At 72.2% G+C, this 25500-nt stretch carries 20 protein-coding genes; 13 read left to right on the plus strand and 7 right to left on the minus strand.

What is annotated here, in order from left to right; genetic code table 11:
- Window positions 1-154 precede the first annotated feature (154 nt).
- The 5 genes from AB0M03_RS16950 to AB0M03_RS16970 form a co-directional block, all read right to left on the minus strand.
- Complete coding sequence (locus AB0M03_RS16950) at window positions 155-2335, minus strand: restriction endonuclease (RefSeq protein WP_363492301.1); 2181 nt, start codon at window positions 2333-2335, stop codon at window positions 155-157.
- A 106-nt stretch (window positions 2336-2441) separates the two neighbouring features.
- Window positions 2442-2846, minus strand: a complete 405-nt coding sequence (gene msrB / locus AB0M03_RS16955) for a peptide-methionine (R)-S-oxide reductase MsrB (protein ID WP_363492302.1) — start codon at window positions 2844-2846, stop codon at window positions 2442-2444.
- A gap of 13 nt (window positions 2847-2859) precedes the next feature.
- Entirely contained in the window at window positions 2860-4266 is a 1407-nt protein-coding gene (murC, locus tag AB0M03_RS16960; RefSeq protein ID WP_363492303.1) for a UDP-N-acetylmuramate--L-alanine ligase, read from the minus strand.
- 90 nt (window positions 4267-4356) lie between these two features.
- Window positions 4357-4815: an indole-3-glycerol phosphate synthase gene (locus AB0M03_RS16965; protein WP_363492304.1), complete on the minus strand. Its 459-nt coding sequence runs from the start codon at window positions 4813-4815 to the stop codon at window positions 4357-4359.
- Window positions 4816-4941: 126 nt separating this feature from the next.
- Entirely contained in the window at window positions 4942-5721 is a 780-nt protein-coding gene (locus AB0M03_RS16970; RefSeq protein WP_363492305.1) for a pyrimidine reductase family protein, read from the minus strand.
- A 37-nt stretch (window positions 5722-5758) separates the two neighbouring features.
- On the opposite strand from AB0M03_RS16970, the gene zapE reads away from it, so the two are divergent.
- The 4 genes from zapE to AB0M03_RS16990 all read left to right on the plus strand — a co-directional run bounded on the left by zapE (window position 5759) and on the right by AB0M03_RS16990 (window position 11025).
- On the plus strand, window positions 5759-6820 hold the full coding sequence (zapE, locus tag AB0M03_RS16975) for a cell division protein ZapE (protein WP_363492306.1): 1062 nt from the start codon (window positions 5759-5761) through the stop codon (window positions 6818-6820).
- 70 nt (window positions 6821-6890) lie between these two features.
- Window positions 6891-8987 carry an excinuclease ABC subunit UvrB gene (gene uvrB, locus AB0M03_RS16980; protein WP_363492307.1) on the plus strand — a complete coding sequence of 699 codons (2097 nt, stop codon included), beginning with the start codon at window positions 6891-6893 and terminating at the stop codon, window positions 8985-8987.
- A gap of 226 nt (window positions 8988-9213) precedes the next feature.
- Window positions 9214-9795 carry a TerD family protein gene (locus AB0M03_RS16985; RefSeq protein ID WP_363492308.1) on the plus strand — a complete coding sequence of 194 codons (582 nt, stop codon included), beginning with the start codon at window positions 9214-9216 and terminating at the stop codon, window positions 9793-9795.
- Window positions 9796-10035: 240 nt separating this feature from the next.
- Window positions 10036-11025 carry a TerC family protein gene (locus AB0M03_RS16990; protein WP_363492309.1) on the plus strand — a complete coding sequence of 330 codons (990 nt, stop codon included), beginning with the start codon at window positions 10036-10038 and terminating at the stop codon, window positions 11023-11025.
- A 92-nt stretch (window positions 11026-11117) separates the two neighbouring features.
- Here the strand turns inward: AB0M03_RS16990 and AB0M03_RS16995 are convergent, their stop codons facing one another.
- Both AB0M03_RS16995 and AB0M03_RS17000 read right to left on the minus strand, forming a co-directional pair.
- Entirely contained in the window at window positions 11118-11771 is a 654-nt protein-coding gene (locus tag AB0M03_RS16995) for an MBL fold metallo-hydrolase (protein WP_363492310.1), read from the minus strand.
- Between the two features lie 66 nt (window positions 11772-11837).
- Entirely contained in the window at window positions 11838-12623 is a 786-nt protein-coding gene (locus AB0M03_RS17000) for a maleylpyruvate isomerase family mycothiol-dependent enzyme (RefSeq protein WP_363492311.1), read from the minus strand.
- 408 nt (window positions 12624-13031) lie between these two features.
- On the opposite strand from AB0M03_RS17000, the gene uvrA reads away from it, so the two are divergent.
- The 9 genes from uvrA (at window position 13032) to tpiA (ending at window position 25469) form a co-directional block, all read left to right on the plus strand.
- Window positions 13032-15965 (plus strand): excinuclease ABC subunit UvrA, encoded by a 2934-nt coding sequence (gene uvrA, locus AB0M03_RS17005; RefSeq protein ID WP_363492312.1) that lies wholly within the window; start codon window positions 13032-13034, stop codon window positions 15963-15965.
- Between the two features lie 144 nt (window positions 15966-16109).
- Entirely contained in the window at window positions 16110-16604 is a 495-nt protein-coding gene (locus AB0M03_RS17010) for a Rieske (2Fe-2S) protein (RefSeq protein ID WP_363492313.1), read from the plus strand.
- A gap of 65 nt (window positions 16605-16669) precedes the next feature.
- Window positions 16670-18706, plus strand: a complete 2037-nt coding sequence (gene uvrC, locus AB0M03_RS17015; RefSeq protein ID WP_363492314.1) for an excinuclease ABC subunit UvrC — start codon at window positions 16670-16672, stop codon at window positions 18704-18706.
- Window positions 18707-18830: 124 nt separating this feature from the next.
- Complete coding sequence (gene rapZ / locus AB0M03_RS17020) at window positions 18831-19709, plus strand: RNase adapter RapZ (RefSeq protein WP_363492403.1); 879 nt, start codon at window positions 18831-18833, stop codon at window positions 19707-19709.
- A 177-nt stretch (window positions 19710-19886) separates the two neighbouring features.
- Window positions 19887-20858, plus strand: coding sequence for a uridine diphosphate-N-acetylglucosamine-binding protein YvcK (yvcK, locus tag AB0M03_RS17025; protein ID WP_363492404.1), 972 nt, complete (start codon window positions 19887-19889; stop codon window positions 20856-20858).
- Window positions 20849-21829, plus strand: a complete 981-nt coding sequence (gene whiA / locus AB0M03_RS17030; RefSeq protein WP_363492315.1) for a DNA-binding protein WhiA — start codon at window positions 20849-20851, stop codon at window positions 21827-21829. The genes yvcK and whiA overlap by 10 nt, the downstream gene beginning before the upstream one ends.
- A 482-nt stretch (window positions 21830-22311) precedes the next feature.
- Window positions 22312-23316, plus strand: coding sequence for a type I glyceraldehyde-3-phosphate dehydrogenase (gene gap, locus AB0M03_RS17035; protein ID WP_363492316.1), 1005 nt, complete (start codon window positions 22312-22314; stop codon window positions 23314-23316).
- A gap of 157 nt (window positions 23317-23473) precedes the next feature.
- A complete protein-coding gene (locus AB0M03_RS17040; RefSeq protein ID WP_363492317.1) occupies window positions 23474-24679 on the plus strand; it encodes a phosphoglycerate kinase in 1206 nt (401 codons plus the stop codon).
- Window positions 24680-24683: 4 nt separating this feature from the next.
- Window positions 24684-25469, plus strand: coding sequence for a triose-phosphate isomerase (gene tpiA / locus AB0M03_RS17045; protein ID WP_363492318.1), 786 nt, complete (start codon window positions 24684-24686; stop codon window positions 25467-25469).
- The last annotated feature ends 31 nt before the right edge of the window (window positions 25470-25500 follow it).

Genomic DNA, 25500 nt, shown 5'->3' on the forward strand with positions numbered 1-25500 from the left:
AGACCAGCACCAGCTGGCCGGTGGAGGTCGCCTCGAACAGCGTCTCGACGGTGCCGGGGTCGTAGTCGGTGAACTCCCGCCACCAGCGGGCGTAGTCCAGCCTTCGGCCGGGAGGTGCCCCCACGCGCCCCTGGACCGGCCGCCCGAGTGCGCTTCAGCCGACGTCCACGCCGTGGGCGCGGGCCAGGCCGGCCAGGCCGTCGGCCCAGCCCTGGCCCACTGCGCGGACCTTCCACACGGCGGGGCCGCGGGCCGCCCGGTAGCGGTAGACCTCGGCGACCAGCATCGCCGAGACCGCCGGGTCCGACGGCGGACGGAACGACCAGCCGGTGCCGTCCCCGGTGTGCAGCAGCAGTTCGGCGTCGGCGAGGTGGGCACAGGTCAGCGGCGAGTCGGCGTCCATGTTGACCGAGACGGCGACCCGGTGGACATCCGCCGGGAGGTCCGCCAGCCGCAGGACGGCCGACTCGCTGCGCCGCCCGTCCGCGACCGCCTTCTCGCCGAGCAGCACCGCCCCGGCCGCGGCGCCCCGCTGGTGGTAGAAGACGAAGTCCTCGTCGCCGCGCACCAGGCCCTCCGCCGTGAGCAGCAGCAGCGTCAGATCGGCGTCCCCGCCCGCGGAGGAGAAGCGGACGGTCAGCGCACCGAGCGCACTCTCCGGCAGCACCGCGTTCTGCCCGGGCCCGAGCACCGTGGGCTCCGGAAGCACCGCCGGCTCCGGGGTCGCCGCCGCCTGCCGCCTGCCGCCGCGGCCCGCCGCCGGCCGCGTGCCGTCCGTGCCGAGCCGGCCCGGCAGGCCGTGCTCGCGGAGCAGTGCCACCAGCATCGGCCCGTCCACCAGGGTCAGCGGCCGGCCCTCCGCCCAGCGCCGCGACCCGGGGCCGAAGCCCGAGGTGGTGACCAGGATGCCGCGGTTGGCGCCGCACCGGGCCATGGTGGCGTCCAGGTCGCGGACGGCGGCCGGCGGCACGGTGTGCCGGTACCGCTTCGCCTGGATGACGATCTGTCCGCCGGTGATCGGGTCGGGGTCCTCCGCGAGGACGTCCACGCCCTCGTCGCCGCTGCGCGCGGTCGTCCGGGTGCGCAGGCCGCGGCGGCGGAACAGTTCGGCGATCAGCTCCTCGAAGGCGATCGGGTCCATGGCGAACAGGTCCGGGCCCTCGCCGTCCGCCGCCACCGACGGCACCGGTGCGGCGGGTGCGGAGACCGGCTGCGGACGGACGGCCTCCGGCTTGTCGGGACGCGCCGACAGCCGTCCGTGCAGCGCCTCCACCAGGCAGTCCACCGCCGAGACCCGTTCCAGGTCGAGCGCCAGGAAGTCGGCCCGCTCGGCGGCCACCGACACCAGGCAGCGGCTCTCCTCCCGCCCGGTCGCCGGGTCGACGGCCTCCACCACGCCGTGCACCACCGCCGAGGCCAGCAGGCCCTCGGCGTCCGCCCGGAACGCCTCCGCGAGCACCCGCAGCGCGCACTGCGCGAGGACCTCCCGGTACAGGGCGCGCCGCTCGCCCACCGGGCGGGCCACCTCGGCGTCCCGGTCGTCGGTCTTCACGTACCGGTGCCGGGCGACCGCCGGCACCACCGAGAAGTCCGGCAGCGGCCACTCCACCACCAGCTGCCGGGCGCCCGCGTCCCACACCGCCTCCGCCGCGTGCGGGAAGCCCTCCGGCCAGTCGCCGCGCCAGCCGAGCGCCGTCTCGAAGTACTCCGCGACGGCCCCGCCGGAGCCCGAGCGCAGCCCGTCGGCGAGCCGGGCGGCCTGCGTCGCGAGCTGCTGCCGCGAGGCCAGCCAGGCGTCGAACTCCGCCCGGTACTCCGCCAGTTGCCGCAGCCGCTGCTGCTCGGCGTCCTGCGCCGCGTACCAGTCCTGCTCGAACCTGGCGCGGGCCTGCGCCGCCTGCTCGTCCCACTCCCGGCGGGCCGCCGGGTTGAACGCCTGCGGTCCTGTCAGCGGCGGTATCAGGTACCAGGACTGGTCCGGCATCGGCACCGGCACCCCCAGCTGCCCCGGGTCGAAGGGGGCGGTGGGCGCCGTCAGGTCCGCGAGGCGGAAGCCGCGCCCGCGCAGGCCCGTCGCCAGCGTCCCGCGCAGCTCCTCGACCCGCGCCTCCAGCTCCGCCGTCCGCCGCGCCGCATCCGCCTCGCGGCTCTGCCGGTACGCGCGCAGCGCCTCCCGCTGGCCCTGCGCCGCCGCCCGCTCGGCGTCCCGCCGGGCCCGCTCGTACTGCCGCTGCGCGGCCGCGTCGGCCCGGCGCTGCGCCTCCTCCCGGCGGTGCTGTTGGCGCTGCGCCTCCGCCAGCATGGCCAGTACTCCGGAAGTGCGACGCCCTGCCACCGTGGTCCTCTCGTGCGGTCCGACTGATGATCAGTCTGGCACGGTGGGGCTCTGCGGTGGCAGGGCGTGCGGGAGCGCGCTCGTGGGCCTCGGCCCGGGGCGTGTCCTACTCGGCGGGCCGGAGCTTCAGCGAGATGCTGTTGATGCAGTAGCGCTGGTCGGTCGGGGTGTCGTAGCCCTCGCCCTCGAAGACGTGGCCGAGGTGGCTGCCGCAACGGGCGCAGCGCACCTCCACCCGGCGCATCCCGAAGGACGTGTCCTGGATGTACTCGACGCGGTCCTCGGCCAGCGGCGCGTAGTAGGAGGGCCAGCCGCAGTGGCTCTCGAACTTCGTCTCGCTGCTGAAGAGCTCGGCGCCGCACGCCCGGCAGCTGTACACGCCGACCGTCTTGGTGTCGGTGTACTCACCGGTGAAGGCGCGCTCGGTGCCGGCCTCGCGGAGCACGTGGTACTCCTCGGGGCTCAGCTCGGCCCGCCACTCGGCGTCGGTCTTCCGGATCTCGTTGGTCACGACAGTCCTCCCATCAGGCTCCGGGTGCAACGTCCGCGAGGCGGGCGAGAATTTCCGGGCCCAGGTTGGTCACGTCGCCGGCGCCCATGGTGAGCACCAGGTCGCCGGACTTGGCCATGGCGGCGAGGCGGGCCGGGGCGGCGGCGAACTCGTGCTCGGCGGCGACGTCGGCGCCGGCCCGGCGGGCGGCGTCGATGATCAGCTCGCTGGTGACGCCGGGGATCGGGTCCTCGCGGGCCGGGTAGATGTCGAGCACCACGGAGGCGTCGGCCATGGCCAGCGCGTCGCCCATCTCCTCGGCGAGCTGCTGGGTGCGGCTGAACAGGTGGGGCTGGAAGACCACCAGTACCCGGCCGGCGCCCGCGGCCTCGCGGATCGCGTCCAGGTCGGCGGCCATCTCGGTGGGGTGGTGCGCGTAGGAGTCGATCACCTGCACGCCCGCGGCCTCGCCCTTCAGCTGCAGGCGGCGGCGCACGCCGGTGTAGCTGCCGAGCGCCTTCGCGAGGTCGGCCGCGGGGACGCCCAGGGCCACGCCGGCGGCGAGCGCGGCGACCGCGTTGTGCGCGTAGTGGCGGCCGGGGACGGAGACGGTGAACGAGAGCTCCTCGCCGCCCAGCAGGACGGTCACCTCGCTGGACATGCCGCGCGCCCTGACCGAGAGGACCCGCACGTCCGCGTCCTCGGCGGCGCCGACGGTGACGGTGTTCAGGTCGGCCCGGCCGGCGACGCGGCGGGTCAGCTCGCGGGCGCCCTCGTGGTCGGCGGAGATCACCAGGGTGCCGCCCGGCACGATCCGGCCCACGAAGGTCTCGAAGGACTCGTGGATCTCCTCGATCGAGGCGTAGTTGGCGTGGTGGTCCAGTTCCACGTTGAGGACGATCGCCACCTCGGGCGCGTACTTGTGGAAGCTGCGGTCGCTCTCGTCGGCCTCCGCGACGAAGATGTCGCCGGTGCCGTGGTGCGCGTTGGAGCCGGGGGCGTCCAGGTCGCCGCCGATCGCGTACGAGGGGTCGAGGCCCAGCTCGCCGAGGCTCACCGCCAGCATGCTGGTGGTGGTGGTCTTGCCGTGGGTGCCGGCGACGGCGAGCGCGCGGCGGCCGCCCATCAGTGCGGCGAGCGCGTCGGACCGGTGCACGACCGGGATCCCGCGTTCCCGGGCGGCGGCGAGCTCCGGGTTGTCGGCGCGGATCGCACTGGAGACGACGACGCTGCTGGTGCCGGCCGGCAGGTTCTCCGCGGCGTGGCCGACGAAGACCCGCGCGCCGAGGGCGCGCAGCGCCAGCACCGTCTCGGACTCCTTGGCGTCGCTGCCGGAGACCTGGGCACCGCGGACCGCGAGGATCTTGGCCAGTCCGGACATGCCGGCGCCGCCGATGCCGATGAAGTGCGGGGCGTGCAGGTCGTGCGCGGCGTCGTTCAAGGGATGCTCCGTACAGCCGGGGACTGGGAGGACGAGAATCGTCCTCGCGGTGGTTCCGCAAGGACGATTCTGCACCACCGGCGGACGGGCTCAGGACTCGCTGGCGAACAGCTTGAGCACCGGAACGCCGACCTTGTGCCGGGCCCGTGAGGCCCAGTCGCGGTGGAAGAACTCCTCGACGAAGTGCGGCGAGGTGAGCACCAGGACCTCGTCCGCGCCGTGCTCCTCCACCACGTCCTTCAGGCTGTCCAGCGGGTTCTCCTCGACCACCCGGCCGGTGGCCTCGGCGCCGGCCGCGCGCAGGTGGCGCAGGCTGTGCTCCAGCGACTCCCCGGCCACCGTGGGCCCCGCCGCCGCGTCGTGCTCGTGCACCGCTCTGTCGAGATGGCCGAGCGCCACGTCGTCGAGCGCTCTCAGCAACTCGTCCTGTCTTCCGCGGGGCTGCATCAGCACCACGAAGGACACCTTCTCGTCACCGTGCAGGGTGGTGACCAGTTCGACGTCCGCGTCGGACAGCGCCTTTTCGATCATCAGTACGGTCTTGAACACGTGAGTCCCTTCGACGGTGCAGGCCCCCGGGTCCGCTTGCCCTCATCTTGCCCGGCGGAAGCTTTCCTCACGCTGCACACGCACCACACGGGCCACGCCCGGGTCCGGCTCGCCACCGGGGCCGCCTCAGCCGGCCGCCGGACCGGGCTCCGCCCGCAGGTACCGGGTGAAGAGGAAACCGTCCTCCTCGATCAGCGACACCAGCTGCATGGGCCGCAGGTCCGCGACGGGCAGGCCGTACGCGATCCGCGGCGCGTCCCCGGCGGTCAGCAGCGGCGCCATCGACAGGCACAGCTCGTCCAGCAGCCCCTCCGCCGCGAGGCCGCCCAGCAGCCGCGGTCCGCCCTCGGTGAGCTGCCGGGTCCAGCCCCGAGCGGTCAGTGCCGCCAGCGCCGCCGGCAGCTCCACCGACCGCTCCCCGGCCACCACCACGTCCGCGACCTCCGCCAGTGCCCGCCGCGCCTCGGCGGGGGAGTCCTCCGTGGTGATCACCACCGTCCGCACCAGCGGCTCGGTGAACAGCGGCGCCGACAGGTCGAAGGACAGCCCCCGGCTCACCACCGCGATCGCCGGCGCCGGCGCCTGGCCCGCCGCCTTCCTGGCCGCAGCGAACTCGGCCCGCGCCCGGCCCGGCCGGTACCCCTCCGCCCGGACGGTCTCCGCACCCACCAGCACCACGTCCGCCAGCGCCCGCAGCACCCCGAAGATCCGCTTGTCCGCGGCGCTCGACAGCCCCTCCGAGAGCCCCTCCAGCCGGGCGGAGCCGTCCAGGCTGGACACCATGTTGGCGCGCAGCCAGGGGCGGCCCGCGGCCACCTGCTCCGGGTACGCGTACAGCGCGGCCAACGACTCCAGCGACGCCGGGTCCGCGACGGGGGCTGTGAGCGGATTCATCAAGAGGTGCATGGTGGCGAGTCTTCCACGGGGCGTACCCTGTACTACCGTGCCCGCAGCCCCCCACGCCGACGCCACCGCCTCCGAGACGGCCGCCGTGACAGCCCTCACCGACCGCCGCCCCGTGGTCCCCGCCGAGCGACTGGTGGCCGAGATGGTCCCGCCGCCGCGGTTCTCCGGCGTCAGCTTCGGCAGCTACATCCCGGACGGCACCCAGCCCAGCCAGTACGAGGCCGTGCAGGTCCTGGAGCAGTTCGCCGCCTCCCTCAACGGCAGCGGCGCCGCCCCGAAGCGCAGCTGGTTCCGCCGCTCCGCCCCCGCCCCGGCCGGCCCCGCCGGCATCTACCTCGACGGCGGGTACGGCGTCGGCAAGACCCATCTGCTCGCCTCGCTCTGGCACGCCACCCCCGGGCCCAAGGCCTTCGGCACCTTCGTCGAGCTCACCAACCTGGTCGGCGCCCTCACCTTCAAGGGCGCGGTGGAGACCCTCTCCGGGCACCGCCTGCTGTGCATCGACGAGTTCGAACTCGACGACCCGGGCGACACCGTCCTCGTCTCCACCCTGCTCAGCCGCCTCGTCGAGAACGGCGTCAAGCTCGCCGCCACCTCCAACACCCTCCCGGACAAGCTCGGCGAGGGCCGCTTCGCCGCCGCCGACTTCCTCCGCGAGATCCAGGGCCTCTCCGCCCACTTCCGGCCCGTCCGGATCGACGGCCAGGACTACCGCCACCGCGGCCTGCCCGAGGCCCCGCCGCCGTACGGCGACGACGAGGTCGCCGCCCGCGCCGCCGCCACCCCCGGCGCCTCCCTCGACGACTTCGACGCCCTGCTGGAGCACCTGAAGGCCGTCCACCCGAGCCGCTACGGCGCCCTCCTCGACGAGGTCCACTCCGTCTTCCTGCGGGGCGTCCGGCAGGTCGACGACCAGTCCACCGCGCTGCGGCTGGTCGTCCTCGCCGACCGCATGTACGACCGCGAACTCCCGATCACCGCCTCCGGCATCCCCTTCGACCAGGTCTTCCCCGAGGAGATGCTCCGCGGCGGCTACCGCAAGAAGTACCTCCGCGCCATCTCCCGCCTCGTCGCCCTCGCCCGCGACAGCGCCCGCTAGCGACCCACTCCGGGCCGGCCGGCTGCGAATTCCTGCCTCGGTTGTCGGTGGGGGGTCGTACGGTGGACCCGTGCGACCCATCACGAGTATCGAGCGGTCAGTGGCGCCCTTCGAGGTCGTCAGCCCCTTCCAGCCGAGCGGCGACCAGCCGGCGGCGATTGCCGAGCTGGAGCGCCGCATCCGGGCGGGCGAGAAGGACGTCGTCCTCCTCGGCGCCACCGGCACCGGCAAGTCCGCGACGACCGCGTGGATGATCGAGAAGCTCCAGCGCCCCACCCTGGTGATGGCGCCGAACAAGACCCTGGCCGCCCAGCTCGCCAACGAGTTCCGCGAGCTGCTGCCCAACAACGCGGTCGAGTACTTCGTCTCGTACTACGACTACTACCAGCCCGAGGCGTACGTCCCGCAGACGGACACCTACATCGAGAAGGACTCCTCGATCAACGAGGAGGTCGAGCGGCTGCGCCACTCCGCGACCAACTCCCTCCTCACCCGCCGCGACGTGGTCGTGGTCGCCTCGGTCTCCTGCATCTACGGCCTCGGCACCCCGCAGGAGTACGTGGACCGGATGGTCCCGCTCAAGGTCGGCGAGGAGATCGACCGCGACGCGCTGCTCCGCCGCTTCGTCGACATCCAGTACACCCGCAACGACCTGGCGTTCACCCGCGGCACCTTCCGCGTCCGCGGCGACACCATCGAGATCTTCCCGGTGTACGAGGAGCTCGCCGTCCGGATCGAGATGTTCGGCGACGAGATCGAGGCGCTGTACACGCTGCACCCGCTGACCGGCGAGATCATCAGCCAGGACGACCGGATCTACGTCTTCCCGGCCTCGCACTACGTCGCCGGCCCGGAGCGCATGGAGCGCGCGGTCAACGACATCGAGAAGGAGCTCGGCGAGCGCCTCGCGGTGCTGGAGAAGCAGGGCAAGCTGCTGGAGGCCCAGCGGCTGCGGATGCGCACCACGTACGACATCGAGATGCTCCGCCAGATCGGCAGCTGCTCCGGCGTCGAGAACTATTCGATGCACTTCGACGGCCGCGAGCCGGGCACCGCACCGAACACGCTGCTCGACTACTTCCCGGAGGACTTCCTCCTGGTCATCGACGAGTCGCACGTGACCGTGCCGCAGATCGGCGCGATGTACGAGGGCGACGCCTCCCGCAAGCGGACGCTGGTCGACCACGGCTTCCGGCTGCCGTCCGCGATGGACAACCGCCCGCTGAAGTGGGAGGAGTTCCTGGGGCGGATCGGCCAGACCGTCTATCTGTCGGCGACCCCGGGCAAGTACGAGCTGTCCCGCGGCGACGGCACGGTCGAGCAGATCATCCGCCCGACCGGCCTGATCGACCCCGAGGTGGTCGTCAAGCCGACCGAGGGCCAGATCGACGACCTGGTGCACGAGGTCCGCACCCGCGTCGAGCGGGACGAGCGCGTCCTGGTCACCACCCTCACCAAGAAGATGGCCGAGGACCTGACCGACTACATGCTCGGCCTCGACATCCGGGTCCGGTACCTGCACAGCGACATCGACACGCTGCGCCGGGTGGAGCTGCTGCGCGAGCTGCGGGCCGGCGAGTACGACGTGCTGGTCGGCATCAACCTGCTCCGCGAGGGCCTGGACCTGCCCGAGGTGTCGCTGGTGGCGATCCTCGACGCGGACAAGGAGGGCTTCCTGCGCTCGGGCACCTCGCTGATCCAGACGATCGGCCGTGCGGCGCGCAACGTCTCCGGCCAGGTCCACATGTACGCGGACCGGATCACCCCGGCGATGGAGCTCGCCATCGACGAGACCAACCGCCGCCGGGCGGTGCAGCAGGCGTACAACGAGGCGAACGGCATCGACCCGCAGCCGCTGCGCAAGAAGATCGGCGACATCCTGGCCACCATGGCGCGGGAGGACGTGGACACCGAGGAGCTGCTCGCCACCGGGTACCGCGGGGCCGGCGGCGGCAAGGCCCGCACACCCGTCCCTGCGCTCGGCGCGGACCGGAAGCCGGCCAAGAGCCTGCCGGCCGCCGAGCTCGCCCAGCTCATCCAGGACCTCACCGACCGGATGCACGCGGCCGCGGCGGAGCTGCAGTTCGAGGTCGCCGCGCGGCTGCGCGACGAGGTGGGGGAGCTGAAGAAGGAGCTCCGGCAGATGCGCGAGGCCGGGATGGCCTGAGCGCCGCCGCAGCCCGGGAACCGGCCCGGGGTGCACCCTGCATGACATGTGCCCGCAGGCCCTAGGCTGGCCTGCGGGCACTTGCCGCCCGCGGCCCGTACGGGGCCGCCGACGGCGGTGCCGGCCGCAGGGCAAGGGGGCCTCAGCCGGGGGACGGCAAGGGGGTGTTCCGTCGTCGCGCCGCGGTGGGACCGCTCCCGCCGGGCTGAGGAGAGAGGCAAGCACCGTGTCGGTGAATCTGGCCAAGGGGCAGAGCGTCAGCCTGCAGAAGAGCTCGGGGGAGTCGCTGTCGGTGGTCCGGATGGGCCTGGGCTGGCGGGCGGCGCCCCGCAGGGGCCTGTTCGGCACCCGCAGCCGCCAGGTCGACCTGGACGCCTCGGCCCTGCTGTACGCCGAGAAGACCCCCTCCGACGTGGTGTTCTTCCGGCACTTGGCGAGCAACGACGGCTCGGTGCAGCACACCGGGGACAACGTGACCGGCGGGGTCGGCTCGGGCGACGACGACGAGGCGATCCTGGTCGACCTGCTGCACGTCCCGGTGCACATCACCCAGATCGTCTTCACGGTCAGCTCGTACACCGGGCAGAGCTTCACCGAGGTGCAGGACGCGCACTGCAGGCTGGTCGACGAGGCCACCGGGCAGGAACTGGCCCGGTACGAGCTGGCCGCGGGCGGTCGGCACACCGGCCAGATCATGGCCAAGGTGTTCCGGGAGCCGGGCGGCGGCTGGGCGATGCAGGCGATCGGCGCACCGGCCCGGGCCAGGACCTTCCAGGACATGCTGCCCGCCATCGAGCCGTTCCTCTGAGGCGCGATCGCGAGCGATCCCCCTGACGGCCCTTTACCTTCTTTACCTTGTCTTGGTGATTCTGTTAGCCTCGGCGGGAGAGCGGAGGGGAGTACTCCCCCGCAGCAGCCCCGTCATCACGGACGTCCGCCCATCGGGTGTCCCGGGGTGCTGGCCCGCGCGCTCCATCGGTGAGCCGCAGGGTGGAAGAGACCTCCGGCAGTGACGATGCCTGTTCGCCTACCTGCCGGAGGAGCAGACGTGGACGTTTCGCTGAGCCTGTGGATCGGGACGATCGGGGTGCTGATCGCCCTGATCGTCGCCGACTTCTTCATCGGCGGCCGCAAGCCGCACGAGGTCTCGATCAAGGAGGCCGGGATCTGGACGACCGTCTGGGTCATCCTGGCGGTCCTGTTCGGCGGCTTCCTGTGGAAGCAGTACGGCTCGCAGCCCGCGAGCGAGTTCTTCGCCGGTTACATCACCGAGAAGTCGCTGAGCGTCGACAACCTGTTCGTGTTCATCCTGATCATGAGCAAGTTCGCGGTGCCGAAGATCTACCAGCAGCGCGTGCTGATGTTCGGTGTGATCATCGCGCTGGTGCTGCGGGCGATCTTCATCGCCGGCGGCGCGGCCCTGGTCTCCACCTTCTCCTGGGTCTTCTACATCTTCGGCGCGTTCCTCATCTGGACGGCCTGGAAGCTCATCCAGGACGCCCGCTCCGACGAGGAGGAGGAGTTCGAGGAGAACCGCCTGCTCAAGTCGATCGAGAAGCGCTTCCCGGCGACCGACAAGTACCACGGCACCAAGCTGTTCATCGTGGAGAACGGCCGCCGGCTGATGACGCCGATGCTGATCGTCATGCTGGCGATCGGCACCACCGACGTCCTGTTCGCGCTGGACTCCATCCCCGCGATCTTCGGCCTGACCCAGGACCCGTACATCGTCTTCACCGCGAACGCCTTCGCGCTGATGGGTCTGCGCCAGCTGTACTTCCTGATCGGCGGCCTGCTGAAGAAGCTGGTCCACCTCGCCTACGGCCTGTCGGTGATCCTCGGCTTCATCGGCGTGAAGCTGGTGCTGCACGCCCTGCACGAGAGCGGGGTGCACGTGCCGGAGATCAGCATCGGCGTCTCGCTGGGCTTCATCGTGGTGGTGCTGGCCGTGACCACGGTGACCAGCCTGATCGCCTCGCGCCGCCAGGAGCGCGAGGAACTGGCGAAGGCGGACGAGCGCGACGGCGCCGACGTCTGACCCGCCCGATCCCGCACGGCGGGGTGCGACCGAGGGGACCGGTCACACCCCGCCGCTGCGCTGTCGTGGGGCGTGGCCGCCCCGCCCGCCGCTCACCAGCCGCGCTCGCGCCACTCGTCGAGGTGCGGGCGCTCGGTGCCGAGCGTGGTGTCGTTGCCGTGGCCGGGGTAGACCCAGGCCTCGTCCGGCAGCACGTCGAAGATCTTCTCGTTGACGTCGCGGAAGAGGCTGGCGAAGGCCTCCGGGTCCTTCCAGGTGTTGCCGACGCCGCCGGGGAAGAGGCAGTCGCCGGTGAACACGTGCGGGTGGCCCTGGGGGTCGTCGTAGATCAGCACGATCGCGCCCGGAGTGTGCCCGACCAGGGTGCGGACGGTGAGCTCGACCTGGCCGACCCGCAGCACGTCGCCGTCGTCCAGCGGCAGCTCGGTGGGGACGTCGATGCCCTCGGCGTCGATCCGGCCGGCCGCCGTGCGGGCGCCGGTGGCGGCCACGACGTCGGCCAGGGCGGCCCAGTGGTCGCGGTGCCGGTGGGTGGTGACGACGGTGGCCAGGCTCTCGCCCACCGTCTCCAGCAGGACGTGGCCGTCGGCCGCCGCGTCGATCAGCAGCTGCTCGTCGGTGGCGCGGCAGCGCAGCAGGTAGGCGTTGTTGTCGTACGGGCCGACCGCCACCTTGGTGACGATGAGGTGGGCGAGCTCCCGCACGTCGGGCGGACCGCCGACCTTGACCGCTCCGTGGTAGGTCATCGCTCTGCTCCTCGATGGTCGTGGCCGGGTACCGGCTGAAAGTCCGTCACCTGCATCATCGCCTGTTCAGTTCAGCGGCGGAAGCGGGGGCAGCACCGACCGCGGCCCGGGCACGGGGACACCGGCCCGGTGCACCTGCAGCCCGTCGCCGTCCGAGCGGCCGGAGAGCCAGGCGGTGAGCCCCCGGACGGGCCCCTCCACGGTCAGTTCGGTGCCCTCCGGGCCGCCGATCCGGGCGCGGGCGCCGGTGTCCTCGGCGACCAGCAGCACGGCCGGCAGGCCCTCCACGTCGGCGAGCCGCCCGGCGAGCCGGGCCAGCTCGGCGGCGGCGAAGGACTCCGGCCAGTGCGCGGGGGTGTAGCCGGCGTCCAGGTCGACGTGGTGGTACTCGACCTCCATCAGCCGCTTCCAGGGCACCTCGCAGGCCGGGAACACGTAGCCGGTGCGGTGCCGCAGCGGGACGTCCCAGGCGGCGTCGGGCAGGGTGGCGGCGGTGGCGGCGAGCCGCTCGGCGGTCTGCTGCAGGTCGGCGAGCTGGACGTCCAGCGGACGTCCTGCGCCGTCCCGGATGCCCTGCTCGCGGGCCTCGGGACCGGCGTACTGCGGGATGTCGACACCGGTGCGGGCGGTCTCCAGCAGGTTGACCAGGGAGTCGGCGTTGCGCGCCAGGTGGGCCAGCACGTGGCCGCGGGTCCAGCCGGGCAGGGCGGAGGGCGCGGCGACGGCCTCCGGGGCGAGCCCGGCGACCGTGCGCAGCAGGTGCGCGGTGCCGTCGGCGACGGCCTTGAGGCTCTCGGCGGCCCTGGCGGCGGGCGCCTCGGGCGGGATGCCTGCGGACTCGGGGGCGGTCATGGGCGGTCTCCCGGTGGTGCGCGGTGCGGTGGCCGGCGTTTCCCGCGGGGGCCACCGGTCGTTGTCACGGCGACGCTACCGCCCGGCCACGGCGCCGAGCTGGCGCTTTTCCCGTCCTGATGATCAACGTGTCGGGAGCGCGTCACTCATTCGGGTGGTCTCCACTGGACAAGGTCGATATTCGAACGCCTGCGCTATAGGCTGACCGTCCCGAGTCGGAAGAAAACGCCCGTCCCGCCGGTTGGTCCCCCTGGGGCATGCCCGCGGCCGCTGCCGCTGCAGCCGCCGCGGAGCCCGCCCGGGGCCGGGCCGCGGTGGACCGGTGGATCACCGACCGCCCTCACGTCCCACGCCCTCGAACCATGCCCCCCCGAAGCCCACCTCCCCCGGAGAAAGGCGCCAGAAGCAGTGGCCGACCGCCTGATCGTCCGCGGTGCTCGCGAGCACAACCTCAAGAACGTCTCGCTCGACCTGCCCCGCGACTCCCTCATCGTCTTCACCGGCCTCTCCGGGTCCGGCAAGTCCTCGCTGGCCTTCGACACGATCTTCGCCGAGGGCCAGCGCCGCTACGTCGAGTCGCTGTCCTCGTACGCGCGGCAGTTCCTCGGGCAGATGGACAAGCCCGACGTCGACTTCATCGAGGGCCTGTCGCCCGCGGTCTCGATCGACCAGAAGTCCACCAGCCGCAACCCGCGGTCCACCGTCGGCACCATCACCGAGGTCTACGACTACCTCCGCCTGCTGTTCGCCCGGATCGGCAAGCCGCACTGCCCGCACTGCTCGCGGCCGATCGCCCGGCAGTCCCCGCAGGCCATCGTCGACCGGGTGCTGGAGCTCGCCGAGGGCACCCGCTTCCAGGTGCTCAGCCCGGTGGTGCGCGAGCGCAAGGGCGAGTTCGTCGACCTCTTCGCCGACCTGCAGTCCAAGGGCTACGCCCGTGCCCGGGTGGACGGCGCGACCGTCCAGCTGACCGAGCCGCCGACGCTGAAGAAGCAGGAGAAGCACACCATCGAGGTGGTCGTCGACCGCCTCACGGTCAAGGAGAGCGCCAAGCGCCGCCTCACCGACTCGGTCGAGACGGCCCTCAAGCTCTCCGGCGGCATGGTGGTGCTCGACTTCGTCGACCTCCCGGACGACGACCCCGAGCGCGAGCGGATGTACTCCGAGCACCTCTACTGCCCGTACGACGACGTCTCCTTCGAGGAGCTGGAGCCGCGCTCCTTCTCCTTCAACTCGCCGTTCGGCGCCTGCCCGGAGTGCTCCGGCCTCGGCAACCGGATGGAGGTCGACCCCGAGCTGGTGATCCCGGACGAGGAGAAGTCGCTCGACGAGGGCGCCATCCACCCGTGGTCCCAGGGCCACACCAAGGAGTACTTCCAGCGCCTGATCGACGCGCTCGCCGGCGAGCTCGGCTTCCGCACCGACATCCCCTGGGCCGGGCTGCCCGCCCGGGCCCGCAAGGCCCTGCTGTACGGGCACCGCACCCAGGTCGAGGTGAAGTACCGCAACCGGTACGGCCGCGACCGCTCGTACACCACCTCCTTCGAGGGCGCGGTGCCGTTCGTGCAGCGCCGCCACTCCGAGGCGGAGAGCGACTCCAGCCGGGAGCGCTTCGAGGGGTACATGCGCGAGGTGCACTGCCCCGCCTGCAACGGCACCCGGCTCAAGCCCGTGGTCCTCGCGGTCACCGTCCAGGACAGGTCGATCGCCGACGTCTCCGCGATGTCGATCAGCGACTGCGCCGAGTTCCTCGGCGCGATGAAGCTGACCGCCCGCGACAAGAAGATCGCCGAGCGGGTCCTCAAGGAGGTCAACGAGCGGCTGCGCTTCCTGGTCGACGTCGGCCTGGACTACCTCTCCCTCAACCGCGCCGCCGGCACCCTCTCCGGCGGCGAGGCCCAGCGCATCCGGCTCGCCACCCAGATCGGCTCCGGTCTGGTCGGCGTGCTCTACGTGCTGGACGAGCCCTCCATCGGCCTGCACCAGCGCGACAACCACCGGCTGATCGAGACGCTGGTGCGGCTGCGCGACATCGGCAACACCCTGATCGTCGTCGAGCACGACGAGGACACCATCAAGACCGCCGACTGGGTCGTCGACATCGGCCCCGGCGCCGGCGAGCACGGCGGCAAGGTGGTGCACTCCGGCTCGCTGAAGGAGCTGCTGGCCAACGACGAGTCGCTGACCGGCCAGTACCTCTCCGGCCGGCGGAGCATCCCCACCCCGACCGTGCGCCGCCCGCGGGACAAGAAGCGCCAGCTCACCGTGCACGGCGCCCGCGAGCACAACCTGCAGGACGTCACCGTCGGCTTCCCGCTCGGCACCTTCACCGCGGTCACCGGCGTCTCCGGCTCCGGCAAGTCCACGCTGGTCAACGACATCCTCTACACCCACCTCGCCCGGGAGCTGAACGGCGCCCGCAGCGTGCCCGGCCGGCACACCCGGATCACCGGCACCGACCTGGTCGACAAGGTGGTGCACGTCGACCAGTCGCCGATCGGCCGCACCCCGCGCTCCAACCCGGCCACCTACACCGGCGTCTTCGACCACGTCCGCAAGCTCTTCGCGGAGACCCAGGAGGCCAAGGTCCGCGGCTACCTGCCCGGCCGGTTCTCCTTCAACGTCAAGGGCGGCCGCTGCGAGAACTGCTCCGGCGACGGCACCATCAAGATCGAGATGAACTTCCTGCCGGACGTCTACGTCCCCTGCGAGGTCTGCCACGGCGCCCGCTACAACCGGGAGACGCTGGAGGTCCACTACAAGGGCAAGTCCATCGCCGAGGTGCTGGACATGCCGATCGAGGAGGCGCTGGCCTTCTTCGAGGCCGTCCCGGCGATCGCCCGGCACCTGCGCACCCTCAACGACGTCGGCCTCGGCTACGTCCGGCTCGGCCAGTCCGCCCCCACCCTCTCCGGCGGCGAGGCCCAGCGCGTCAAGCTCGCCTCCGAGCTGCAGAAGCGCTCCACCGGCCGCACCGTCTACGTGCTCGACGAGCCCACCACCGGCCTGCACTTCGAGGACATCAGCAAGCTCATCAGGGTGCTGGAGGGCCTGGTCGACAAGGGCAACACGGTGATCGTCATCGAGCACAACCTCGATGTCATCAAGACCGCCGACTGGATCGTCGACATGGGCCCCGAGGGCGGCAGCGGCGGCGGCACCGTCGTCGCCGAGGGCACCCCGGAGGAGATCGCGGCGATCACCGCCAGCCACACCGGCAAGTTCCTGCGCGACATCCTCGCCGAGGTCTCCGACGCGGCCGTCCCGGCCGCCCGGCGCGGCGGCAGCCGCACCACGGCGGCCGGCGGCGCCGCCCGCAAGCGGGCCGCCGCCAAGAAGTAGCGGGGCACACACTCACCGAACCTCCCCGGCCCCGTGCCGGCCGGGGAGGTGGTGTGTCAGTACCGCTCGGGCCAACGGCACGCCCAGGTAAGGGGCATAGACTGCGGCCGGTCCGCCCGTACCCGCGTCCGAGGAGCCGCCCGCATGAACGAGCCCGCCGCCACCGCTTCCGCCGCCGAGACCGACCGGGGCCCCGCCGCCTCCCGCCGCACCCTGCTGTGCGGCGCGGCCGCCGTGCTCGCCGCGGGCGGCACCGTCGCGGTCACCGGCTGCTCCTCCTCGTCCCCCTCGGGTTCGTCCGGCTCCACGGGCGGATCCGGCGGCACCCAGACGCAGAACGCGGCCCCGGTCGACCTCGGCCCGGCCGCCGACATCCCGGTCGGCGGCGGCAAGGTCTTCCGCGAGCAGAAGATCGTGGTCACCCAGCCCGCCGCGGGCGAGTACAAGGCGTTCAGCGCCAAGTGCACCCACGCCGGCTGCGTCGTCGACGCGGTCAAGGACAAGCTGATCGACTGCCCCTGCCACGGCAGCCGGTTCTCGATCACCGACGGCGCCGTCGAGGCCGGCCCGGCGCCCAAGCCGCTGCCCTCCTACAAGGTGGCCGTCGTCAACGACAACGTCCAGGTCACACCTGCCTGACCGGTTCGCGGCAGCACCCCGGGAAAGCGCCACGGGCGGTCCTCGGCAGTCGGTACGGTAGGGGCATGGCAGACCCGTCCACCTACCGTCCGGCGCCCGGTGCGATCCCGCTCTCGCCCGGGGTGTACCGCTTCCGCGACGAGCACGGCCGGGTCATCTACGTCGGCAAGGCGAAGAGCCTGCGCCCGCGGCTCTCCTCGTACTTCCAGGACATCGCCGGCCTGCACCCGCGCACCGCGACGATGGTGACCACCGCCGCCTCCGTGGAGTGGACGGTGGTCGGCACCGAGGTCGAGGCGCTGCAGCTGGAGTACTCCTGGATCAAGGAGTTCGACCCCCGGTTCAACGTCAAGTACCGGGACGACAAGAGCTACCCCGAACTGGCGGTCACCCTCAACGAGGAGTTCCCCCGCGTGCAGGTCATGCGGGGAGCGCACAAGAAGGGCGTTCGCTACTTCGGCCCGTACGGGCACGCCTGGGCGATCCGCGAGACCGTCGACCTGCTGCTGCGGGTCTTCCCCGTCCGCACCTGCTCCAACGGCGTCTTCAAGCGCGCCGGCCAGGTCGGCCGGCCCTGCCTGCTCGGCTACATCGGCAAGTGCGCGGCGCCCTGCGTCGGCAAGGTCACCGCCGAGGAGCACCGCGGGCTCGCCGAGGAGTTCTGCGACTTCATGGCCGGTCGCACCGGCGGGTACCTGCGCCGCCTGGAGCAGCAGATGCAGGAGGCCGCCGCCGACATGGAGTACGAGAAGGCGGCCCGGCTCCGTGACGACCTGGGCGCCCTCCGGCGCGCCATGGAGAAGAACGCGGTCGTCCTCGCCGACGGCACCGACGCCGACGTGCTCGCCCTCGCCGAGGACGAGCTGGAGGCCGCCGTCCAGATCTTCCACGTCCGCGGCGGCCGGGTCCGCGGCCAGCGCGGCTGGGTCACCGACCGAGTCGAGGACGTCGACACCCCCGCCCTGGTCGAGCACGCCCTCCAGCAGCTCTACGGCTCCGGCAGCGAGTCGGTGCCCCGCGAGGTCCTCGTCCCCGCCCTGCCCGAGCCGGCCGGCCCCGTCCGCGAGTGGCTCACCGGCCTGCGCGGCGCCCAGGTCGACCTGCGCGTCCCCCAGCGCGGCGACAAGAAGGACCTGATGGCCACCGTGCAGCGCAACGCCCAGCAGGGCCTCGCACTGCACAAGACCAAGCGCGCCTCCGACCTCACCACCCGCAGCCGCGCCCTGCAGGAGATCGCCGACGCCCTGGAGCTGGACTCCGTCCCGCTGCGGATCGAGTGCTTCGACATCTCCCACCTGCAGGGCGAGGACGTGGTCGCCTCGATGGTCGTCTTCGAGGACGGCCTGGCCCGCAAGAGCGAGTACCGCCGCTTCCAGATCAAGGGCTTCTCCGGGCAGGACGACGTCCGCTCGATGCACGAGGTGATCGGCCGCCGCTTCCGCCGCTACCTCCAGGAGCGCGAGCAGACCGGCGAGTGGGCCGTCCCCGAGGGCGGCGCCGACACCGCCGACGCTCCCGACGGAGCGGCCGGCGGCCCGGTCGACCCGGAGACCGGCCGCCCCCGCCGCTTCGCCTACCCGCCGCAGCTCCTCGTCGTCGACGGCGGCGCCCCGCAGGTCGCCGCCGCCCGCCGCGCCCTCGACGAACTCGGCATCGACGACGTCGCCCTCTGCGGCCTCGCCAAGCGCCTGGAGGAGGTCTGGCTGCCCGGCCAGGACGACCCGGTGGTGCTGCCCCGCACCAGCGAGGGCCTCTACCTGCTGCAGCGCGTGCGCGACGAGGCGCACCGCTTCGCCATCGCCTACCAGCGCTCCAAGCGCTCCAAGCGGCTCACCGCCGGCGGGCTGGACGCGGTGCCGGGGCTCGGCGAGACCCGCCGTCAGGCGCTCCTCAAGCACTTCGGCTCGCTGAAGCGCATGCGGGCCGCCACCGTCGACGAACTGTGCGAGGTGCCCGGCATCGGCCGCCGCACGGCGGAAACCGTTGCGGCGGCGTTGGCCTCCCGGACACCTGCTGCACCCGCCGTGAACACCGCCACCGGCGAGATCATTGACGACAGCGCCGCCCCGGCCGGGGCCGGCGCGTCCCTGGAGACGCCATGACGGCCGACGCCGCCCGTCAGCACCGGCGACCTCGGCCCGCCCCCGCAGGCGGGCCCGGGAAGCACGGCACGGCCCGGGGCGTTCTTCCGAAGCGAATCACCGAGAGCGGGGAACCGAAGTGACTGTGTCCGACGTGGGCGAGAACGCACCGGAGCTGGTGATCATCTCCGGGATGTCCGGCGCCGGCCGGAGCACCGCGGCCAAGTGCCTGGAGGACCTCGGCTGGTTCGTGGTGGACAACCTGCCGCCCGCGCTGATCCCGACCATGGTCGACCTCGGCGCCCGCTCCCAGGGCTCCGTCCGGCGGATCGGTGCCGTGGTCGACGTCCGCGGCCGCAGCTTCTTCGACGACCTGCTGACCTCCCTGGAGGAGCTGGAGAAGCGCGGCGTGCTGCTCCGCGTGGTCTTCCTCGACTCCTCCGACGAGGCGCTGGTGCGCCGATTCGAGTCGGTCCGCCGCCCGCACCCGCTGCAGGGCGACGGCCGGATCGTCGACGGCATCGCCCAGGAGCGCGAGCTGCTGCGCGACCTCCGCGGCGAGGCCGACCTGGTGATCGACACCTCCAACCTCAACGTCCACCAGCTCCGCGCCAAGCTCGACGCCCAGTTCGCCGACCACGACGAGCCGGAGCTGCGCGCCACCGTGATGTCCTTCGGCTTCAAGTACGGCCTGCCGGTCGACGCCGACCTGGTGGTGGACTGCCGCTTCCTGCCGAACCCGCACTGGGTCCCCGAGCTGCGGGCCCACACCGGCACCGACAGCGACGTCGCCGACTACGTCTTCAAGCAGCCCGGAGCCCAGGAGTTCCTGGACGGCTACGCCGAGCTGCTGCGGATCGTGACCGAAGGGTATCGCCGCGAAGGCAAGCGCTACATGACTCTTGCCGTAGGCTGCACCGGTGGCAAGCACCGGAGCGTCGCCATGTCCGAACGGCTGACCAGGCGTCTGATCGCGGACGGCGTCGAAACGGTGCTCGTCCACCGCGACATGGGCAGGGAGTGACCGGCCGGCGCTGACCGGGCCGGCCGTTCCCCGCCCGCCCGAGGGATCACGAGACAGGAACGTGGGGTCGGTGTGACGGGATACTCGCCAGCACGGCAGTTCCAGCAGAGGTCTGGCGAGCGAGCCCCGGCCGGAAGCAGTCCGGCTGCCCAGAAGTCCCGCCCCGGCGCCCCCAAGATCACCGCCCTCGGCGGCGGCCAGGGCCTGTCCGCCTCGCTGTCCGCGCTGCGCCGACTCACCAACGAGCTCACCGCCGTCGTCACCGTCGCCGACGACGGCGGCTCCAGCGGCCGGCTCCGCGCCGAGCTCGGCGTGCTGCCCCCCGGCGACCTCCGCAAGGCGCTCGCCGCGCTCTGCGGGGACGACGAGTGGGGCCGCACCTGGTCCGAGGTCATCCAGCAGCGCTTCACCGGCGACGGCGGGCTCGGCGGCCACGCCGTCGGCAACCTGCTGATCGTCGCCCTCTGGGAGAAGCTCGGCGACCCGGTCGAGGCGCTCAACTGGGTCGGCCGGCTGCTCAACGTCCAGGGCCGGGTGCTGCCGATGTCGGCCGTCCCGCTGGACATCGAGGCCGAGGTCCGCGGCCACGACCCGGCGCACCCGCACGAGCTCACCGCCGTCCGCGGCCAGGCCGACGTCGCCGTCACCCCGGGCACCGTGCAGTCCATCCGGCTGCTCCCCGAGGAGCCGCCGGCCGTCCCCGAAGCGGTCTCCGCCGTCCTGGAGGCGGACTGGGTGGTGCTCGGCCCCGGCTCCTGGTTCACCAGCGTGCTGCCGCACCTGCTGGTGCCCGAGCTCGCCAAGGCGCTGGTCGATACCCGCGCGCGCCGGCTGCTCACCCTCAACCTCGCCCCGCAGCCGGGCGAGACCGAGGGCTTCACCCCGCAGCGGCACCTCGACGTGATCGCCGACCACGCCCCCGACCTGGAGGTCGACGCCGTGCTGGTCGACGAGCGGGCGGTCACCGGCGGGGCCTTCGGCCTGGCCGACCTGGCCGGCCTGGAGAAGGCCGCCGAGCGGATGGGTGCCGCACTGGTGCTCGGCAGGGTGGCACGGGCCGACGGCTCGCCGCGACACGACCCGGAGCTCCTGGCGGCTGCGTACGACCGGATTTTCCGGACACATGGAAGGATCGGCCCATGGCGATGACTCCTGCGGTGAAGGACGAAATCTCCCGGCTCCCGGTCACCCGGGCCTGCTGCCGGAAGGCGGAGGTCTCGGCGATCCTGCGGTTCGCCGGCGGCCTGCACATCGTGAGCGGCCGGATCGTGATCGAGGCGGAGCTGGACACGGCCATCGCGGCCCGGCGCCTGCGCAAGGACCTGCTGGAGATCTTCGGGCACTCCTCCGACCTCGTGGTGATGGCGCCCGGCGGCCTGCGCCGCGGCAGCCGCTACGTGGTGCGCGTGGTCAAGGACGGCGACCTGCTCGCCCGGCAGACCGGCCTGGTGGACGGCCGCGGCCGCCCCATCCGCGGCCTGCCCCCGGCGGTCGTCTCCGGGGCGACCTGCGACGCGGAGGCGGCCTGGCGCGGCGCCTTCCTCGCGCACGGCTCGCTGACCGAGCCCGGCCGCTCCTCCTCCCTGGAGATCACCTGCCCCGGCTCCGAGGCGGCCCTCGCCCTGGTCGGCGCGGCCCGCAGGCTCGGCATCCCGGCCAAGGCCCGCGAGGTCCGCGGCGTGGACCGGGTGGTGATCCGGGACGGCGACGCGATCGGCGCGCTGCTGACCCGCCTGGGGGCGCACGAGGCGGTGCTCGCCTGGGAGGAGCGCCGGATGCGGCGCGAGGTCCGGGCCACCGCGAACCGCCTCGCCAACTTCGACGACGCCAACCTGCGCCGCTCGGCGCGCGCGGCGGTCGCGGCCGGCGCACGCGTGCAGCGCGCGCTGGAGATCCTCGGCGAGGAGGTGCCCGAGCACCTGGCCGCCGCCGGCCAGCTGCGCATGCAGCACAAGCAGGCCTCGCTGGAGGAGCTCGGCGCACTCGCCGACCCGCCGCTGACCAAGGACGCCGTGGCCGGCCGCATCCGCCGACTGCTGGCGATGGCCGACAAGCGCGCCGCAGAGCTCGGCCTGCCCAGCACCGAGGCCAGCCTCACCGACGAGATGGCCCTCAACTAACACCCCTCGAAGGGCCCTCAACTAACACCCCTCGAAGCCGGGGCCCGCCGCCGGGTGCGGTCGGGCTGTTCCGGCGTGCCCGGTGTCCGGAATGCGGTGATCCGGGGCGCGATCTGTGCGCGTCCGGCTCTTGCGCGGACGCCGGGGGGCGGGCAGGGCGGTGTGTCGCCCCTTCCGAGTTGCGCCGTTCCCCGCGCGCCCGTCGCGCCGCCTCCGCCGCCCCGCCGACGGCCCTCCCCGTCGACCCGCTCCGAACGCACCTCTCTGACCAGGCACTATGAGTGGAATTCGGCATTTGTCCCGCCCTGGAACGGCCATGTCCGATTGCTTCTGATCGTTTCCGATCGCTCTCTGTGGCGGGCACAGCCGGAGAGGCGATGTGTCCGGCGGAGCCGCAGGGAGGTAGGGTCATGGGTGGTCGGGGACATCCCATTTCCACCCCCGTCGGCATCAGTCCGGCGTACCTAAGAGGAGATCGGTTCGTGACGATCCGGGTAGGCATCAACGGATTCGGCCGCATCGGCCGCAACTTCTTCCGTGCGGTTCAGGCCCAGGGCGCGGACATCGAGATCGTCGGTGTCAACGACCTGACCGACACCAAGACGCTGGCGCACCTGCTCAAGTACGACTCGATCCTCGGCACCCTCCGGTCCGAGGTCTCCCACACCGCCGACAGCATCACGGTGGACGGCAAGACCTTCAAGGTCATCGCCGAGCGCGACCCGGCCAACCTCCCCTGGGGCGAGCTGGGCGTGGACATCGTGATCGAGTCCACCGGCATCTTCACCAAGGCCGACCAGGCCAAGAAGCACGTCACCGCCGGTGCCAAGAAGGTCATCATCTCGGCGCCCGCCACCGACGAGGACGTCACCATCGTGATGGGCGTCAACGACGACAAGTACGACGCCGCCAAGCACACCGTCATCTCCAACGCCTCCTGCACCACCAACTGCGTGGCCCCGCTGGCGAAGGTGCTGAACGAGAACTTCGGCATCGTCAAGGGTCTGATGACCACCGTGCACGCGTTCACCAACGACCAGGTCACGCTGGACTTCCCGCACAAGGACCTGCGCCGTGCCCGTGCCGCGTCGCTGAACATCATCCCGACCTCGACCGGTGCCGCGAAGGCCACCGCCCTGGTCCTGCCCGAGCTCAAGGGCAAGCTGGACGGCACCTCGCTGCGCGTCCCCGTCCCGACCGGCTCGATCACCGACCTGGTCGTCACCCTGGAGCGCGAGGTCACCGTCGAGGAGGTCAACGCGGCCTTCCAGAAGGCGGCCGAGGGCGACCTCAAGGGCATCCTGCAGTACACCGAGGACCCGATCGTCTCCTCCGACATCGTCAACTCGCCGTTCTCCACCATCTTCGACTCCCTGATGACCATGGCCCAGGGCAACCAGGTCAAGGTCTTCGGCTGGTACGACAACGAGTGGGGCTACTCGAACCGCCTCGTCAACCTGACCACGCTCGTCGGCGGCCAGCTCTGACACCCGGCGGGACCTGATTGGACGTGGGGCGCAGGGTCCGGAAGGCTTCGTGCCGTCCGGGCCCTCGCTTCGCGCCCGGCCCTCGTCCGCCGTGTCGCGGGCGGCCCGCTGCCGTGCCGCCGACATGCACCACCACCTCCCGGGGAGACCCAAGACCGTGAAGACGATCGAAGACCTCCAGGTCGCCGGCAAGCGGGTGTTCGTCCGCGCCGACCTCAACGTGCCGCTGTCCGGCGGCGAGATCACCGACGACGGCCGCATCCGCGCCGTCGCGCCGACCATCGCCAAGCTGGTCCAGGCCGGCGCCAAGGTGGTCGTCGCCTCGCACCTGGGACGCCCCAAGGGCGAGCCCGACCCGCAGTTCTCCCTCGCGCCGGTGGCCGTCCGCCTCGGCGAGATCCTCGGGGTCCCGGTGTCCTTCGCCGCCGACACCGTCGGCGAGAGCGCGAAGGCCACCGTCGCCGCCCTGGCCGACGGCGAGGTCACGCTGCTGGAGAACCTGCGCTTCAACGCCGGCGAGACCGCCAAGGACGACGCCGAGCGCGGCGCCTTCGCCGACGAGCTGGCCGCCCTGGCCGACCTCTACGTCGGCGACGGCTTCGGTGCGGTGCACCGCAAGCACGCCTCGGTCTACGACCTGCCGGCCCGCCTGCCGCACGCCGTCGGCGACCTGATCGCCACCGAGGTGGGCGTGCTGAAGCGCCTCACCGACGAGGTCGCCCGCCCCTACGTGGTGGTGCTCGGCGGTTCGAAGGTCTCCGACAAGGTCGGCGTGATCGACAACCTGCTCGGCAAGGCCGACAAGATCCTCATCGGCGGCGGCATGATGTACACCTTCATCGCGGCCCAGGGCCACGGTGTCGGCGCCTCGCTGCTGCAGGAGGACCAGATCCCGGTCGTCCAGGACTACCTGAAGCGCGGTGCCGAGCAGGGCGTGGAGTTCGTGATCCCGGTGGACACCGCGGTGTCCCACTCGTTCCCGGACGTCAAGAACCAGGCCCCGGTGGACGACTTCGCGGTGGTCGACGCGGACGCCATCCCGGACGGCGCGATCGGCCTGGACATCGGCCCGAGGACCGCGCAGCTGTTCGCGGAGAAGATCGCCGACGCGAGGACCGTGTTCTGGAACGGCCCGATGGGCGTGTTCGAGCACCCGGCGTTCGCCGACGGCACCCGGGCCGTGGCCCAGGCACTGCTGGACAGCGACTCGTTCACCGTGGTCGGCGGCGGCGACTCCGCCGCGGCCGTTCGCATCCTGGGCTTCGACGAGACGGAGTTCGGGCACATCTCGACCGGCGGTGGCGCAAGCCTCGAGTACCTGGAGGGCAAGACCCTCCCCGGTCTCGCCGCCCTGGAAGGCTGAGTACATGACTGAGCGTCTCCCGCTGATGGCGGGCAACTGGAAGATGAACCTCAACCACCTCGAGGCCATCCAGCACACCCAGAAGCTGGCCTTCGCGCTGGCCGACAAGGACTACGAGGCCGTCGAGGTCGCCGTCCTGACGCCCTTCACCGACCTCCGTTCGGTGCAGACCCTGGTCGACGGCGACAAGCTGAAGATCAAGTACGGCTCGCAGGACATCTCGGCGCACGACTCCGGTGCCTACACCGGCGAGATCTCGGGCCCGATGCTCTCCAAGCTGAAGTGCACCTACGCGGTGATCGGCCACTCCGAGCGCCGCCAGTACCACGGCGAGAACGAGGAGATCGTCAACGCCAAGGTGAAGGCCGCGTACCGCAGCGGGATCACCCCGATCCTGTGCATCGGCGAGCCGCTGGACATCCGCAAGGCCGGCACCCACGTCGAGTACACCCTGGCGCAGCTGGACGGCGCGCTGGACGGTGTCCCGGCCTCCGACGCCGAGACCATCGTGGTCGCGTACGAGCCGGTCTGGGCGATCGGCACCGGCGAGGTGGCCACCCCGGAGGACGCCCAGGAGGTCTGCGGTGCCATCCGCGCCCGCCTGGCCGAGCTGTACTCGGCGGAGCTGGCCGACAAGGTCCGCGTCCTGTACGGCGGCTCGGTGAAGTCCTCCAGCGCGGCCGGCCTGATGGCCAAGCCGGACATCGACGGCGGCCTGATCGGCGGCGCGTCGCTGGACGCCGACGAGTTCGTCAAGATCGTGCGGTACCGCGAGCAGGCAGTAGGCTAACGCCGCCGCAGCAACGTAGGCTTTGGGGCCG

It is taken from the genome of Kitasatospora sp. NPDC051914, from assembly GCF_040680995.1.
GTDB lineage: Bacteria > Actinomycetota > Actinomycetes > Streptomycetales > Streptomycetaceae > Kitasatospora.

What these genes read in the sequence shown, in the direction of transcription:
- AB0M03_RS16995 (WP_363492310.1), bottom strand. Translation starts at nt 11,771, where the DNA reads ATGACCTACCACGGAGCGGTCAAGGTCGGCGGTCCGCCCGACGTGCGG.
- AB0M03_RS16970 (WP_363492305.1), bottom strand. Translation starts at nt 5,721, where the DNA reads ATGCACCTCTTGATGAATCCGCTCACAGCCCCCGTCGCGGACCCGGCG.
- tpiA (WP_363492318.1), top strand. Translation starts at nt 24,684, where the DNA reads ATGACTGAGCGTCTCCCGCTGATGGCGGGCAACTGGAAGATGAACCTC.
- whiA (WP_363492315.1), top strand. Translation starts at nt 20,849, where the DNA reads ATGGCGATGACTCCTGCGGTGAAGGACGAAATCTCCCGGCTCCCGGTC.
- AB0M03_RS17000 (WP_363492311.1), bottom strand. Translation starts at nt 12,623, where the DNA reads ATGACCGCCCCCGAGTCCGCAGGCATCCCGCCCGAGGCGCCCGCCGCC.
- uvrC (WP_363492314.1), top strand. Translation starts at nt 16,670, where the DNA reads ATGGCAGACCCGTCCACCTACCGTCCGGCGCCCGGTGCGATCCCGCTC.
- AB0M03_RS17010 (WP_363492313.1), top strand. Translation starts at nt 16,110, where the DNA reads ATGAACGAGCCCGCCGCCACCGCTTCCGCCGCCGAGACCGACCGGGGC.